Source organism: Streptomyces sp. NPDC048297, from assembly GCF_043201585.1.
Classification (GTDB): domain Bacteria; phylum Actinomycetota; class Actinomycetes; order Streptomycetales; family Streptomycetaceae; genus Streptomyces.
Window position 1 is genome coordinate 72309 of record NZ_JBICZA010000019.1, and the last position, 14981, is coordinate 87289.

Genomic DNA, 14981 nt, shown 5'->3' on the forward strand with positions numbered 1-14981 from the left:
GGAGTACGACGACGAACGGCGAGACGAAGCCCGAGGCCTCGACTGGCGTGCGGTGCCCGAAGACCACGATGACGACGCCAGCGAAGAGCGCGGCGCAGTACACGAGCGCGCCAGCGGCAGGACTGAGTCGTTTGGGTTGAGGGTTCCTGGTCATATGGTGATCTGGCTCCCGTCCTGTACTGATGGTCGGTGGGCTCAGAGAGCCATCCGCATCGTTTCCTAGGCGCAGCGGATGGCTCTCTTTGCGTGAAGGTGCGCGCATGCCAGTGCACAGATCGGCGCCGCAGCTGAAACCCCGCCCGCCCCATTCGAGGGGAACGACGGGCGCTCGTCGGCCGGTTGGGGACGGCCGCCACCAGCAACAACTCACCGCACACGGTCTGATCAGAACCCGCTGAACAGCGTCTAGCCGCGCACGGCCGTATCAGAAGTCACTAGGAGAGTGTCAGCGTTTAGGCGTCACGGGCGGACACTCCGTAGGCGAACAGCCGACAGATCGGTTAATCGAAGTCGAGGAGGGCGACCGAGGCGCTGAAGGCAATTCGCCGGTGCATTGTTCAGAAGCGACTCGCGGCCGGTGACGCGGGTGTTGCGGCGCGGTACGCCGCCCCAGACGTCGGACACCGCGGCGGCCGGGTCAGGGGCCTGTGTTACGCGGCCCCATACCGGCGTCCTCGCCCCGGCGGGCGCGTGCGGTCCGGACCCCGGTGGCCGAGTCCCAGTCGAAGACAGCGGCGCTGGACGGACTACCTGCTGCGCCCGCGTCGCTGCTCCGGCCCTTCGAGGCCGTGCTGCGGAGCGGTTCGGCCCGCGTCGGGCGCGGAGGATTTCGGGCCGCGGGCGATGTGGCCGACCGGCGAGGGGCTACTTGCTTCGTCCTCCGTGGGGTGCGGGACCGTCGGGTCCGTGTCGTGGTGCTGAGCGCTCCGGTCTCGTGCTGGGCGTTGCCGTTCCGGGAGAGGGCCTCGGGCGGGTTGTGCTGCGGGAGCGGGCAGCAGCAGCGGACGGTCGAGGCATGCCTGTTCGTCCCGCGGCGTCGGAGCTGATTCTGGATCTGGGGGTTTGCCACGCCATGGGTGTGTCGGGCCGGTGGATGATCCAGTCGGTGTCCTTGAAGTGGGAGGAGAGCGCCCGCCCGAGGACGGTGGCATCGAAGGGGCCCGTGGACTCGAACACGCCCAGCGACAGGGGTCGTTCCAGTCTTTTCTGCCATGTCCTCGCCCACTTGGCGAGGTTCGGCAGGGTCCCGGTCACGGTCTGCTTGTCGAGGTAACCGTGTCCGCCCATGAAGTCGCCCGGGTACCTGTCGGATTGGTGGGTACGCCAGTATTCGCGGGAGGCTCGGATGATGGCGGTGCTGTTGATGTCGAGGTCGAAGTCGCTTGGCTCTGGCTCGAGGCCGAGGCACCACATCGCATCGTACGGACGTCGTAGAGGACGGTTCGGGTCGTTGCCGAACCACTGCCTGAGTCGCTGCAGAGCCAGCGAGTTGTCGGCAAGGTCGGCCTCGCGCGGCAGCGTTTTGTGGATACCGGAGAAGAACCCGGCGCCGGTGCCCTTCAGACGGATGTCGACGTGTGACGGGGCGATGCCGTCACGTTCCAATGCCGCCAGCATCTCGGAGCAGAACTGCTGGTAAAGCTCCGGCGTCATGCCCATGGGTGCCTCACCCGTGAGCAGCCACCTGATCTGGATCGGGCTGATCCCGAGGAAGTCGAGGTCGCGCCGGGCGATGGTGTAGCCGGAGTCGTCCTGTGGCCACCAGCTCGGGATTGGTTCTGCGCCGTCGAGGATCCGCGTGATCCGGTTGTCGAGAGGGTCGGCTGGGTTGAGCTGCTGGGTGATGGGCAGTGGACGCCATCGCGGGACAGCGTCCGGTGCCGGTATCGACGCGGCCGTCTGGTTGCGCGCGGCGGCGGCCAGAGCGGGCGCGCCCAGTGAGACAGCGGCGGCCGCGCTCTGTTCGGTGGCGGCGGCCGGGGCGGTGGGGGAGACGATGCTGTCCAGGACGGCCTGGTGGTCGCCCGGCAGAGCCACCCATTCTTTCTGCCCGAGGTAGCCCATGCCGGTCGTGGGGAGGGACAAGATGTCCCGGGCGGGCATGCGGGCGGCCAGGACCACGCCGCTGCCGCGGCGTTCCTCAAGCCAATCGGTGACGACCTGGCGGTCGGCTGACCAACTGGCCAGCGGCCGCTGACGGGCTTCCACGACCTGGCCGACGTTCTGTTCGACCGCCCAGTCTGGCCGCTGGGCACCCTCCGGCCAGCTGAGGGCACGGTAGGACAGCACCTCGGTGATGCCACGGGCGGTCAGGACCTCTTGAGTCATCTTGTACTGCGTGCGTAGAAAGTCCCGCAGTGTCTCGCGGTTGTAGTCCAGTTCTAGGCTCACGGCGAAGCGGGTCTTTACATTCATGTGCCACTCCAGCACCCCGGTGAGCCCAAACTCCTCCTGGGCGGCCTGCTGGAGTGCCAGTACCCGCACGTTGTTGTTGGATCCGTACGCCCAGGACCCCATCAGCTCACTGACCGAGATCATGCGGACCAAGGTGTCGGCCTGCGGGGAGTCCATGGCTAGGACCCTCTCCGCCGCGTGACGGGGATCTGAGAGGTCGAGTTCGTCGACGTGGAGGACGTCGGCGCCCATGGAGGGATACCGGTCGTTGTATGGGACCAAAACGTAGCGGCCGTTGCCCAGGTGAGATGCCATGTTATTGCCGACCACAAGGCCCATCGAGGCAAGGACGAGCGCGGGCGTGGAGGAACGCATCCGCTGGGCGAGGGCCTCGATGGCGACAGTCTTGGCCTCAGGCGTGTCGGTGATACGGCCGTCGTCGGTCAGCAGAGCTTCGGCGAGGGCCTGCTGATCCAGTCGCTGCGGTGAGCCCACTGGCGGCAGCGGGAGTCTGTTCGTCCCGCTCGCCTCGGTGATCCGCCCCTCACTCAAAGCTTTCCCCCTGTTGTCGTCACTGTTCGTTGCAATTCGGTGCGGCAGGCCCGTCGGGTATGTCAGACGTTGCCCAAGAACGCCTCGGCCTGCTCACGCAGGCTCGCGGGAGCCGTGGTCCAGGCTGGGGTGCTCATCAGCTCGCGGAGCTTGACCTCCTTCACCTCGCGGGGAGCCTCCTTACGCAGGCCGACGTGCGACCACACCTGGTTCAGCTCCTCGGGCAGGGCCCAGTGGGCGCCGAGGGCTGACTCCTGCTCGGGGCCCTCGACAGACGCCACCAGGACCTCGTCGGCGGTGGCGGCCGGGCTGATCTCGACCAGGGTGAGACCGAGTCGGCCGATGGCCTCACGGAACAGCGAGCGGTGGGCTTCCACGGTACCGGGGGAGGGCTGCTGTCCCTGGTGGAACAGGGTGAACACCCAGCCGCTCTCGCCGGTACGGGCCAGGTCCAGGACGAGGCGGGCGCCGACGTTGTCGGTGAGCGAGCGGTGCGCGATACTCTGCGCGGCTCCCGGCCCCTCGGTACGGGGCGCCTCGTCGACGCCGAAGGTGTCGATGAGCCACTGGATTTGGTCGGAGGACAGCTCGCCGTGCGAGAGCGCGCGCAGCGCGGGCCAGAGCATGATGGGGAGATCCTTTCTTCGGCGGCGTGCCGGATGGAGGACAGTCAGGACTTGGAGTCGGCACCGGGCGGGGCCAGACGGATCGGGTTGGTCCAGGCGCGTCCGCCGGCGGCGTCTTCGACGGTGACCCGGCAGTACCCGGCGTCGTGGAACATCGCTACCGGCAGGGAGCACTCGGTCAGTGACTCGCCCTCTCTCACCTGGGCTCCCGGTGCTCCTCCGGTGAGCAGCACTTTCCTGGCGGGTGAGCAGCGCACCGTGATCTGGCCACCGTCGAGGCGGACGTCGTGTAGCTCGGGGCCCGTGCTGGAGTAGTAGTGCCCGGCCTTGAGTGCCGCCAGCAGGTTTGCAGGGGCGAGAGATTCAGCCCTTACCTGCACCCAGGCGGCGCAGGGGGGAGGGTCGTGCGGTTGCAGGTGGGCGTCGTCGGCGGCATACGCGTGCAGCCGGTGACCACGGTTGAGCAGGATGTCGGTCAGGTGCCAGCTGTCGCCCCGATGTTCGCGGTCCGCCAGCGCGTTGTAGACCTCGATCGCGTGAGCCGCCTGCAGGCTCTCGGCATCGGCTGCCGTGAGCAACGAGGCCGCGGGATGCGCCATGCCGATGAACGCGCCTGCATCCCGGGCTCGTTGGGCTAGGTCGGGCCCGCTCTCGCCAGGTTCGGGCGGTGCGAAGCCAAGCGGCAGGCCCACCGCGACGATGTGCCAGGACGGTCCGGCCTCCGTGCGCGGAGCGTGCAGTTCAGCACCCGTCAGCGTCGTGAAGCCCGGCGAGCGCAGCGACCGGGTGTCCGTCACGGGGTAGCCGTACTCGGCACGGAAGTGGTCGGTGATCGCCAGGAAGTGATATCCGGCGTCCCGGTAATGACGCGCGGTCTCCTCGGGGGACAGTGCGCCGTCGGACTGGGTGGAATGCGTGTGCAGGTTGCCCCGCCAGAACCGGCCCGGCCGGGCGAAGGGTAGAACCTCCACCTGTTCTTCGCTGGTCAATGCGCCTCTTTCATGCACGTGTCGGTCGTCTGCGTCAAGCCTGGTTACAGCTGGACGGTGATACGCACGATCTTCTCCCCCAGCGTGATGATCATCGTGGTAGACGGTGCGAGGGGCGAGACTGGTTCATGCCATCGTCGGCGCCCGGGGCGATGACGGTCCCAGTGTCGATGGTCTTGCCCGGGCCGCCGGGGTTCAGGCCCAGGGATCCGGCGGCGCCCTTGGCGAGGGCGAGTTGGGCGATGGCGGCCCGGAAGACGGGCACGTTCTCCTTGGCCATCTGGTAGGCGATGTTCTTGTGCCAGCTGGGGTTGTCCGGGTCCCACACCGGGCTGATGGGCGCGCTGGTCCCCTCCGGCCACCAGCCCTCGCGCACGCCGCGCGGGATGGCGCGGGACAGTGCGACGGTCGGCCCGTTGAGCTTGCCCAGCACCTGGCGCAGCTGGCTGGCGTCGATGTAGCCGCCGCCGTCGACCACGACCATCTCGGCGAACCGGCGGGCGCCGGCGGGGAGGGAGCGGAGGTAGCGTTCGGCGCGGTCGACGGTCCAGCCGGTATCGACGGTGGCGACGGTCAGTTCCGCGCCCTGCTGTGCCGCGAGGGCGAGCACCTTCTCGGCGAACATCTCGCTCGCGCCCTCAATTGTGATCTTCATTGGAGGCCTTCCAGCAGATTCTTACCTGGTTCTCCGGGGTCTACATGGCGAGTCTGCCTGTCCGGACCTCTCTCCGTATAGACCCCGGAGAATCTGGCCGGAATTCTGCATGGGTTGAGGTGACTTGGCGGCACGGCACGGCGCGTCTCGCCTCGGACAATGTGCCGTCTCCGAGCTGAGAGGGGCCCGAGCTGCGGGTTGTCGCAGCTCGGGCCCGTACGGGCCTGCGGAGAAACAAGTCGTTGCTTCCCTGGTTGCTCGTCGTTGTTGTGGTATGGGGATGTTGGAGGGGGTTGAAGCGGCTCTGGCCGCGAAGTTCCAGGCGTTGTTCCCGCACTTGGATGAGCGGCAGCGCCGGTTGGCCATGGGGGAGGAGGCTCGATCGCTGGGGCACGGCGGGATCCGGAAGGTGGCCCGCGCAGCGGGGGTGCGTGAGGGGACTGTGTCCCGCGGGGTGGCTGAACTGGAGTCCGGGGTGGCTCCGTTGGAGCGGGTCCGCCGGGTAGGCGGAGGCCGTAAGCGCGCGGTAGAACTCGATCCGGGACTGCGGCCCGCACTGCCGGCTCTTGTCGAGCCGGACATGCGGGGCGATCCGATGTCGCCACTGCGCTGGACGACGAAGTCGACCCGTCACCTGGCCCGCGAGCTGACCGGGCAGGGACACCGTATCTCGGCGGAGACTGTGGCCGACCTGCTGCGTGAGGAGGGCTTCAGTCTCCAGGGCAATGCCAAGACCATCGAGGGCAGGCAACACCCGGACCGCGACGGCCAGTTCCGATACATCAACGAACGGGCCAAGGAACACCAGGCCGCCGGGGATCCGGTGGTCAGTGTCGACACCAAGAAGAAGGAAGTGGTCGGCAATTACAAGAACGCCGGCGGCGAGTGGCACCGCGAAGGTGAGCCGGTTCGGGTGCGGACACACGACTTCCCGGACCCGGAGCTGGGCAAGGCTATCCCGTACGGGATCTACGATCCGGCCGCGAACACCGGATGGGTCAGCGTGGGTACCGACCACGACACCGCGGCGTTCGCCGTGGAGTCCATCCGCCGCTGGTGGAACAGCCAAGGGCGAGGCGCCTATCCGCACGCTCGGCGGCTTCTGATCACCGCGGATGCGGGCGGCTCGAATGGTTACCCTACCCGGGCCTGGAAAGCCGAACTCGCCGCCCTGGCCCTGGAGACCGGCCTGGAAATCACCGTCTGTCACTTTCCTCCAGGTACTTCAAAATGGAACAAAGTGGAGCATCGGCTGTTCTCCCACATCACCATGAACTGGCGCGGCAGGCCGCTGACGAGCCATGAAGTCATCGTGAACAGCATCGCCGCGACGACCACCCGCACCGGGCTGAGGGTGCACGCCGAACTCGACACCAACGCCTACGAGACCGGAGTCCAGATCGGTAACCGGCAGATGGACGCTCTGCCCCTGCATCGCCACGAGTGGCACGGAGACTGGAACTACACCCTGCAGCCCGAGGCGTATGCCCAGATCAGTGACGCCCCAGACCCCTTCGACCAGCCCAGCCCCGACCTCGCCTGGCTCTGCCACCCCGGCCTGACCGGAATGCCGGCCCAGGAGTGGGACGCGCTGATCACCACGCTCACCGCTCTCCATGAAGACCAGCGGGAAGGACAGCTGAACAAACGGCGAGGCAACCGGCCCCGGCTGACGGCCCCCGGCACCGGCCGCCGCCCCATGCTCACACTCGCCGACCGGCTCCTGGCCACCCTCCTCCACGAGCGGCTCGGACTCCCGCAGGTCGCCATCGCCCGCCTCTTCAGCGTCACTCCATTCACCATCAACCGGCGTATCCGCGACATCCGCCAGCTCCTCGACGCAGCCGGACACACCCTTCAACCCGCCGACCAGCACCTCGCCGCCCTCGACGACCTCCACCGCCTCGCCAACACGGCAGGGATCACCGTCCCTGCAGAGATCAAGACAGCGAGTTAATGATCCGCAGGCCCTTACGTTTGCTCAGTTGCCGCAAGTCCGGCAGAGAGACGGCCCTAGGTGTGCTGTTCGGACAGGTTGGTGACACGGCTGGGGTTTGGCCGCTGATGCCGGTGTGGGGTCGGTGGTAGTTGTACCAATCCAGCCAGTCAATGGATCGGTCGCGGATTCGAAGTCATTCGTCGAATTTGTTCGTTTCTCTGGAGCATACTCTGGATGCCGCCCTATCTTATTGCGCATGGGCGTTGACGTACGATCATTGGGCCGCTCACCCGCGTTTTGCATACCTTGCCAAGGAAGCCCGAACGCAAATGGCGCACGTCCTTAACCAGGTGCCCGCTCGGGGAGGTGATGCGGTAATCTACTCGCCGGAAGGCCTGAATACTCTTTTCCCGCTCACCTCCGGCTTCTCGCGCCTTCGCGATTACCTATCGACGCAGATGGACCGTAAAGAAAGTTATCTGCGCAGCAAGGATGAAATGCCAAGTTACGCTCAGAAGACCGACCTTACTCGTTTCGCCTTCCCCTGTAAGCTACCATTTTTGAATCTAAGTAAGGAGTCGTAGGAGAAGCTTCTAGTTAACCTCGGTGAAGCCACGAAGATTCTTGAACTGGGGCAGGTGTCGGGCGTTAGGAATCGGCTCGAACACCGGCGGGATGACTTCCCCAACGCCGAGGAGATGAATCGATGCATTAGGGCGATAGGGGACTTCCTCGACCTGATCGAACAATCAGGCATTTATCCGATGGTATTCAGCCCTGTCGGCTACTCGGGCGATTCAGTTGGTCGGCGATCGTTTTCATACACAGACTATCGCGGGCGAGAATGCGTGATGTGAATCCCAAACATTCTGGCTGGTAAGGGCATGCCCCCAATCCGCCGCAAGCAGATCATTTTTACCGGCGCAGTCATCTCTGGCTCAACGGTACCTATCAGATTCCTTATCGGTTCTCAGTCTTCCTGCATCGAGGCGTGGCAAGACTGGCCGAAGCTGCGAGCTGCATCTGAGCTTGACCTGAATAGCAGAGATCTAGATAGTCAAGACTCTAGTCTGGCGGTGTAGTTTCGCCCCTGGGCGCTCGGTCGCTCAGCGCGTGCCACAATCGTTCCACACGGCCCGGACCTGGATCATCGCTCATGTGGACAAACAATGTGTGGGCCGCGCCCCCAATGATCACAGCTTGCAATTTGATGCGTCTTTCAGAATGTCATTTGGACTGCCGCCAAGAACTCTGACCACGAGGATATTTGCCGACCGCTCAGGGAACTCTTCAGGGTCAGTTGTAGGGTGCGGTGCAGTGGATGGGGGACTGCATGATTGCCTCGTTTCGGGCACCCAGACGGGCAAGTTCCACCGCGCTGGGCACCCGATCACTCTTCGCTCCGTTGCAGGCGGCGTGTGCCGGGGCGAGGTTCCACAGGGCGTCCAGGTCTGGTCCGTGCCAGGAGCCGATGCTGTCGAAGCGGCGCATCAGGGAGAACGGAAAAACGTGGTCGACGGCTATGGCATCACTTGGGGCCAGGATGTCACTACAGATCAGGCAGCGGCCATGTTGGAAGCCGGCCGTGGCCTCAATAATGCCGGTGACCGAGCGGCGGCGGCGCTTGTCGGTGATCTTGAGTGTGTCCCAATCGACTGTGACGCCGTTCTCGATCAGGCTGCGGCCGATGCCCGCCGCGAAGGAACTCTCCACGATGCTCCAACGCGCTCCCAGCTCGGCAGCCAAACCCGCAGCTTGCTCAGACTGTGCCAACTGAAGCAGGTCGGGGGTCAGGCGCACTACGCGGTGTCGCCCTGTCCCGGTTAGCTCATAGAAGGTATGGGGCACCGCAGTGTCGCCGCGCAGATTGTGAAATTTCTGCATCACCATGGCCGGCATCGAGTGTACTGCCGCTGCCAAGAGTCGTTCGGTGGGGCGCTCTGCCTCCAGCGTCGCAGTTTTTTCTTGCGCGGCGACGGTTACTGACCTTTTCGGATTGGCTTCGGGTGGTGACGGTGGGTGATCCCTGCGGTATGCCGGTGTCATGCGGTATGCGGAGGGTGGGGGCCTGACCGCTGAGCGGCGGGCTGCGCGTGAGGCGCTCCGTCTGGAGGCCGGGGAGAGGTTCGCACGGGGTGGCAGAACCTCGGACATCGCCAAGGACCTGCGGGTGAGCGAGCGTTCGGTGGAGCGCCGGCGCCACGACTGGCGTGAAGGCGGCATGGCCGGCCTGAAATCCAAGGGACCTGCGAAGTTACCCAAGCTGTCGGACGAACGGTTCGCCAGTCCGGAGGAAGAGCTGGCCACAGGTCCGGCCGCACACGGCTGGGAAGATCAGTGGTGGACACCGGAACGCGTCAGAACGTTGATCGGCCGACAGTTCCAGATCAACTGCTCCATCGCGGGAGTGCGGCGACTCCTGCACCGCCACGGCTGGTCCTGGCAGAGCCCGGCCCGCCGAGCGCCGGAACGCGACGAACACGCGGTCGAGCTCTGGAAGAAGGACGTGTGGCCGCAGGTGGAAGGACCGCGGCGGCACTCGACGCCCGGATCGTCTTCGAGGACGAGGCCGGGTTCGCGATGACGCCGCCACACGCCCGCACAGGGGGCCGGCGCGGACAGACTCCCGTGGTCAGAGTGCGCGGACGGTCCCCGCGACGGATCTCGATCGCCGCGATGTGCTGCTACCGACCCGGCGAAAGGTCCCGGCTGATCTACCGCCCCCGCTTCCACCCACTCCTCAAAGGAGCACGCAAGAGCCTCGCCTGGCAGGACCACCGCGACCTCCTGGTCCGCGCACACCTGCAACTCGGCGCCCCGATCATTGTCGTCCGAGACAACTTGAACACTCACTGTGCCGCCGGAAAATGGAAGTACGCAGCCGACCACGAATGGCTCACCGTCATCCACCTTCCCTCCTGTGCACCGGACTTGAATCCCGTGGAAGGCATCTGGTCGCTGCTTCGACGCGGGCCGATGGCCAACACCGCATTCACCGACCCCGAACACCTCACCCGCACCCTCCGCCGAGGACTTGCCCACCTCCAGCGCCATCCCGAACTCATTGACGGCTGCCTCACCGAGACCGCACTGACCCTCATCTCAGACCACCCGAAGCCAATCCGAAGCCAATCCGAAAAGGTCAGTAACGCGCGCGGTGATCCGATCACGCAATAGACTGGGCGTGGCGATGTCGCTGCCCCGTCGGCCGACGCCGGGCGAGACTGAGGGAGGGATCTCATGTCGACGCCACGATCCATGAGCGCGCTCGTAGCCGAAAAAGTCGGCGAACCCGGCGATGTCTTACGACTCGAAACCCGCCCCGTTCCCACGCCGGGACCCGGCCAGGCGCTGATCCGTGTGAGGGCGACTCCGGTTCACGCCAGCGATCTGCACGTGCTGCGTGGCCGCTACGGTTTCTCCCCCGAGTTCCCCGCGGTCGGGGGCAACATGGAATGCGTGGGCCGAATCGAGGCCCTGGGCCCGAACACGGAGGGACTGGCGATCGGCGACCGCGTGGTGGTCGCCGCTGTCCCGGCGGTACCGGGGCCGAGCGTGGACGGAACGTGGCAGGAATACCTGGTCGCCGACCAGCACAGGCTCCTTCCGGTCCCTCCCCGCCTGAGCGACTCCACCGCTTCCCAACTCGCCGTCAACCCATTGACCGCACTGCTCCTGGTGACCCGCGAACTCGACGTACAGCCGGGCGAATGGCTGCTGCAGACGGCCGCGGGCTCCACCGTCGGCCGGCTCGTCATCCAGCTGGCCAGGCATCTGGGCATTCCGACGATCAATGTCGTACGGCGCCGCGCTGCCGTCGACGAGATCAAAGCGCTTGGCGGTGACGAGGTCATCTGCACCGAGGACGAGGACCTGGTGCGGCGCGTCGCCGACATCGCGGGCCCAGCCGGCGTCCGCAAAGCCATCGACTGCGTCGCGGGCCCCGTGGGCGCCCAGGTCTCCCAGGCGCTGTCTCCAGGAGGCGAACTCGTGGTCTACGGCGCACTCTCCACCCACCGCCAGACCGACCCTGCCGCGCTCACGCTCCCACTCCAGGCACGCTCACTCATCTACGAGACCAAAACAGTCCGCGGCTTCTGGCTGAACCGCTGGTTCGGCACAGCCTCGCCTCCAGACGCCCTGCGCGCCCTCTGCGAGGTCCGCGACCTCGTCACCGACGAAGTACTGACCATCCCCCAAGGCCGCCCGTTCCCCCTCGCCCACTTCCCCGAAGCCATCTCCCTCGCCGAAACCCCCGCCCACAGCGGCAAACCCCTCTTCACCTTCGAAGAGGCCCCGGAATATCGGCCTGGACCCCTTTCACAGCGACAAGACACTCAACGTCCCACGTCTCTTCGCGCACCCCTGAGAGCGTGCTGCTCATCCGCGTGCGAGTCCGCTCGAACCCGGTGCCGACCTCGACCCCGAGGTCACGCCTCAGGGCGACCCCGACCAGGAAAACGCCGTCGGACAACGGCCGCCCGAACCATGCCTTCGGGCGGTGATCGAGTTGCTGCTGCCCAGGGTCGAGAGGCGACCGTCTACGAGGCCTACGAGAACACCGCGGACGGCATCGGCGGCATGCTGATGGTCGCACCGAACGGGCTCAACGCTCTCGAAGTCGTCGGTGTGGACCAGGGCTTGACCGGTCAGCCGATCCACCGCATGGCCATGACCGACGGACAGGGCCGACGGATGGCCGAGTTCGGCGGTCTGACGGGCCTGCCGCCCAGCCAGGTGATGTGGCGTGCCGACCTGTACCGGGCGGTGCGCGAGCGGGCCGCCGCAACGGGCGTACGGACCGTGTACGGCAAGCGGCTGGTCGGGGTCGAGGAAACCGCGGCGGGCGTCAGCGCCGAGTTCACCGACGGGACCCGGGTGACCGCGGATGTCCTGATCGGGGCCGACGGCATCCGGTCGACGGTCCGGCAGCTGATCGACCCGGCGGCGCCCGGCCCCCGGTACGCCGGCCTGCTCGGCTTCGGTGCGTACTCGAAGGCGGAGGTTCCTCAGGCGCGGTCGGACACCATGTACTTCGCTTTCGGCGAGCATGCTTTCCTCGGCTACTGGCCGGTGCCCGGCGGAGGCACCGCATGGTTCGGCAACCTGCCGTACGACGAGCCGCTCAGCGCGGAGCAGACCCGTGCGACGCCGTCGGCCGCATGGATGCGGTTTCTGCGGGAGAAGTTCGCCGGGGACGTGCCCGGCCGCGACCTGCTCCGGGGCACGGACGACGACGAACTGCTCACGTTCGGAGGGATGGAGATCCTGCCTTCGGTGCCGAAGTGGTACCGGGGCTGGATGGTCCTGGTCGGCGACGCGGCCCACGCGCCGTCCTCCAGTTCCGGACAGGGCGCGTCCCTCGCGGTGGAGAGCGCGGTGCAACTGGCGCGGTGTCTGCGGGACATCCCCGACGTGCGCGCGGCCTTCGCGACGTACGAGCAGCTGAGGCGGGGCCGGGTGGAGAAGGTCGCGGCCCAGGCCGCGAGAACCAACAGCCAGAAGTCGATGGGCCCCGTCGCAACGAAGATCATGGCCCTGCTGATGCCGCTGGCGACGCGGACGTTCCTGACACCGGAGAAGATGTTCGGCTGGACGCACCGATACCGGATCGACTGGGACGCGCCCGTGGTACCCTCCTGACGCGCAGGCGACATCTGGCAGCGACTACCCGGTCCGGGACCTACCCGGTCCGAGCACCCGCGCACCGTGCGTCACGCCCCGACGCCCCGCTGGGCGAAGTACCCCGACGGACGGCAGGACATCGCCAACCGGCGCATCGAGGACCTGCTTCGCGACTACGAGTGACACCCCTGCCCGCTTTCGAGGCTCCTGGCAACCGCCCCGCGTCGAGGGGCCTTGCTGTTGCCGAATGACTCACCCCAAGGGATAGCCGATCTCTGCAATGTCCTCGGCGAGGTCGGCCAGGGTGATCTCTGGGTTCAACGCGCTGACCACTCCTTCGGTCAGCGGACCGGAAGAAAAGACGTGACGAACAGCCCCCAGTTGGACCGGAGTCTCGTAGTAGTCCTCGGCCCACCGCTGGAAGGCTTCCGGCGAGCGGTCCACCAACAGTTGGAAGAGGTACCCGGCGCCGTCCGGGTCCTCCGTTCCCTCCTCGGGGAAGTCGATCGTCCCTGTTCTCCAGTCGTCGTCTCCCGTCTCTCGCCACATGCACACGGTGATGAGAGGCATCCCCTCCTCATCCGAGAACGCCGGCTCCTCGACGCACGGCCGGAAGACGTCGGGAACGTCGTCCAGCACGCCGGGCCATGGTCCGTCCTCCGCATAGGGGCTCATCGGTGATTCGTGATCGAACCCTCGGACGTAGGCACCGGCGGTCGAGAAGACGATCGAGTACTCGTCGCCCGACCCGTTCCGCATCGAAGCCATCGACTCCGCCTCGGACCAGTGGTCGTTGAAGGAGTGGCAGCGGTTCGCCCACTCAGGGCTCAGGACCGCCTCCAGGATGGCCATGGAACGACAGTGCTCACGGACGATGGCTATGTCGGGCAGTTGCCGAGCAACGTCTTGAACGGTCACCCGCTCATCCAAGCGCACGCCTCCGACACGTCAGGTTCCTGCCCGGAGGCTTTCCCAGGAGACACAGGGGCGGTGAAGGCCGTTTCTCACCTGTGGCGATGGACCAAGATCCCGTCTACGCCTCGTCCACAGACCCCGACATACGCCCGCTCCGAGCGACACACGCCTGCACAATCACGAAGACCCCGTACAGCGTCGAGGTTCTGCTGAGCCGCTAAGCCAAGTGCACCGACGGCAGGCAGGAGGTCGCAAACCGCCGGATCGAGGACCTGCTGCGTGAGTACGGATGAGTACCGGGCGTGCTCTCGCGCCCAACTGCCGCTGTGCAGGTTCACGCAAGCGCCTGCGGTGCCCCTCATGAGCAGGAGGACACCGCAGGCCTTCGGCGTTACTTCGACTTGTAGGCCTTGATGCTCACTGCCGGGCCATAAGAGTTGCGTGCCACCGCTGCGGCGGCCTTCCCGGAAACCTTCACTACTGCAGTGCCGTGGGCCGGCACAAACGTCAGCCCGCCGATGGGGGTGACCTCGACGGCTTGCTGTGTGACTCCCTTGGAGGGCTGGTCCCAGAGGATGTAGGCGATCCGCACAAAGACGGGGAAGCCATCCTCGTTGGTCAGTCCGACTGCCGAGAATCGCTCGAATTTCTCGATCTCGCGCCCGTGACTGTCCAGAGCCTGAGTCGCCACATCGTGTGGACCAGCAGGGATCTGAACCTTGGTCGCAACCTGCACCGTCACCCGGACATCTGCCACGTCATGCTCCCTCTGACCGGAGAACCGCAGAATGTCGATGCTCGTCCCGTACGGCACAACCAGGTTGCCGCGGTCGCTTCCATACACCGTGCTCACCTTGACGTGTGGCAGCACGTGATCATTCTTGTCCAGAGCCTTGAAGGAAAGGACTGGGGCCAACGAGTCCGGGGCGTCATTTTTGATCACCAGCTGCTGATTCATGGTCTCGTCCACACCGGAGTCGCCGACGTAGCGGAACGAGAGCGCCTGGGACAACACGGCGCTGTCGGGCCCCTGCGTATTTCGCGCTTTCCCCTCGAGTGCTCGCGGCCCGCACCCGGACAGAAGTGCCCCGCTCACAGCTACCGCGACACTCGCGGCAACAAGTCTTCGGCCATCCACCTTCACGACAAGCACCCCTCCCCAGTGATCACTGCGGCGGGACCCTACTCGATCGTGTTCACGCTGCCTACGGCGCCCCCACCCGGGCCTTGCGGTTCATCCATGGGCGTCGTAGGCGGTGGGGCCGCGCTGTTCTGGCGTGGCGCGG

General features: G+C 66.2%; 11 protein-coding genes. 4 read left to right on the plus strand and 7 right to left on the minus strand.

What is annotated here, in order from left to right; all coding sequences use genetic code 11:
* Window positions 1-864: 864 nt before the first annotated feature.
* The 4 genes from ACGFYV_RS21790 to ACGFYV_RS21805 all read right to left on the minus strand — a co-directional run bounded on the left by ACGFYV_RS21790 (window position 865) and on the right by ACGFYV_RS21805 (window position 5216).
* On the minus strand, window positions 865-2889 hold the full coding sequence (locus ACGFYV_RS21790) for a hypothetical protein (RefSeq protein WP_393880062.1): 2025 nt from the start codon (window positions 2887-2889) through the stop codon (window positions 865-867).
* Window positions 2890-3008: 119 nt separating this feature from the next.
* The gene (locus tag ACGFYV_RS21795; RefSeq protein ID WP_393880063.1) at window positions 3009-3572 is read right to left on the minus strand and encodes a hypothetical protein; all 564 of its coding nucleotides are present in this window, start codon (window positions 3570-3572) and stop codon (window positions 3009-3011) included.
* A gap of 44 nt (window positions 3573-3616) precedes the next feature.
* Window positions 3617-4561: a CehA/McbA family metallohydrolase gene (locus ACGFYV_RS21800; RefSeq protein ID WP_393880064.1), complete on the minus strand. Its 945-nt coding sequence runs from the start codon at window positions 4559-4561 to the stop codon at window positions 3617-3619.
* Window positions 4562-4652: 91 nt separating this feature from the next.
* Window positions 4653-5216, minus strand: coding sequence for a hypothetical protein (locus ACGFYV_RS21805; protein ID WP_393880065.1), 564 nt, complete (start codon window positions 5214-5216; stop codon window positions 4653-4655).
* 274 nt (window positions 5217-5490) lie between these two features.
* Between ACGFYV_RS21805 and ACGFYV_RS21810 the strand changes: the two genes are divergently transcribed.
* A complete protein-coding gene (locus ACGFYV_RS21810) occupies window positions 5491-7173 on the plus strand; it encodes an ISAzo13 family transposase (RefSeq protein WP_393880145.1) in 1683 nt (560 codons plus the stop codon).
* Between the two features lie 1278 nt (window positions 7174-8451).
* Here the strand turns inward: ACGFYV_RS21810 and ACGFYV_RS21815 are convergent.
* Window positions 8452-9045: a hypothetical protein gene (locus ACGFYV_RS21815; RefSeq protein WP_393880066.1), complete on the minus strand. Its 594-nt coding sequence runs from the start codon at window positions 9043-9045 to the stop codon at window positions 8452-8454.
* A 154-nt stretch (window positions 9046-9199) separates the two neighbouring features.
* Here ACGFYV_RS21815 and ACGFYV_RS21820 point away from each other — a divergent pair, with 154 nt between their 5' ends.
* The 3 genes from ACGFYV_RS21820 to ACGFYV_RS21830 all read left to right on the plus strand — a co-directional run bounded on the left by ACGFYV_RS21820 (window position 9200) and on the right by ACGFYV_RS21830 (window position 12798).
* Complete coding sequence (locus tag ACGFYV_RS21820; RefSeq protein ID WP_393880067.1) at window positions 9200-9739, plus strand: winged helix-turn-helix domain-containing protein; 540 nt, start codon at window positions 9200-9202, stop codon at window positions 9737-9739.
* Window positions 9736-10332 (plus strand): transposase, encoded by a 597-nt coding sequence (locus tag ACGFYV_RS21825; RefSeq protein ID WP_393880146.1) that lies wholly within the window; start codon window positions 9736-9738, stop codon window positions 10330-10332. The genes ACGFYV_RS21820 and ACGFYV_RS21825 overlap by 4 nt, the downstream gene beginning before the upstream one ends.
* An 81-nt stretch (window positions 10333-10413) precedes the next feature.
* Complete coding sequence (locus ACGFYV_RS21830; RefSeq protein WP_393880068.1) at window positions 10414-12798, plus strand: FAD-dependent monooxygenase; 2385 nt, start codon at window positions 10414-10416, stop codon at window positions 12796-12798.
* A 234-nt stretch (window positions 12799-13032) separates the two neighbouring features.
* On the opposite strand, the gene ACGFYV_RS21835 is transcribed toward ACGFYV_RS21830, so the two are convergent.
* Both ACGFYV_RS21835 and ACGFYV_RS21840 read right to left on the minus strand, forming a co-directional pair.
* Entirely contained in the window at window positions 13033-13698 is a 666-nt protein-coding gene (locus ACGFYV_RS21835) for a hypothetical protein (protein ID WP_393880069.1), read from the minus strand.
* A 388-nt stretch (window positions 13699-14086) separates the two neighbouring features.
* Entirely contained in the window at window positions 14087-14707 is a 621-nt protein-coding gene (locus tag ACGFYV_RS21840; protein WP_393880070.1) for a hypothetical protein, read from the minus strand.
* Window positions 14708-14981: the final 274 nt, after the last annotated feature.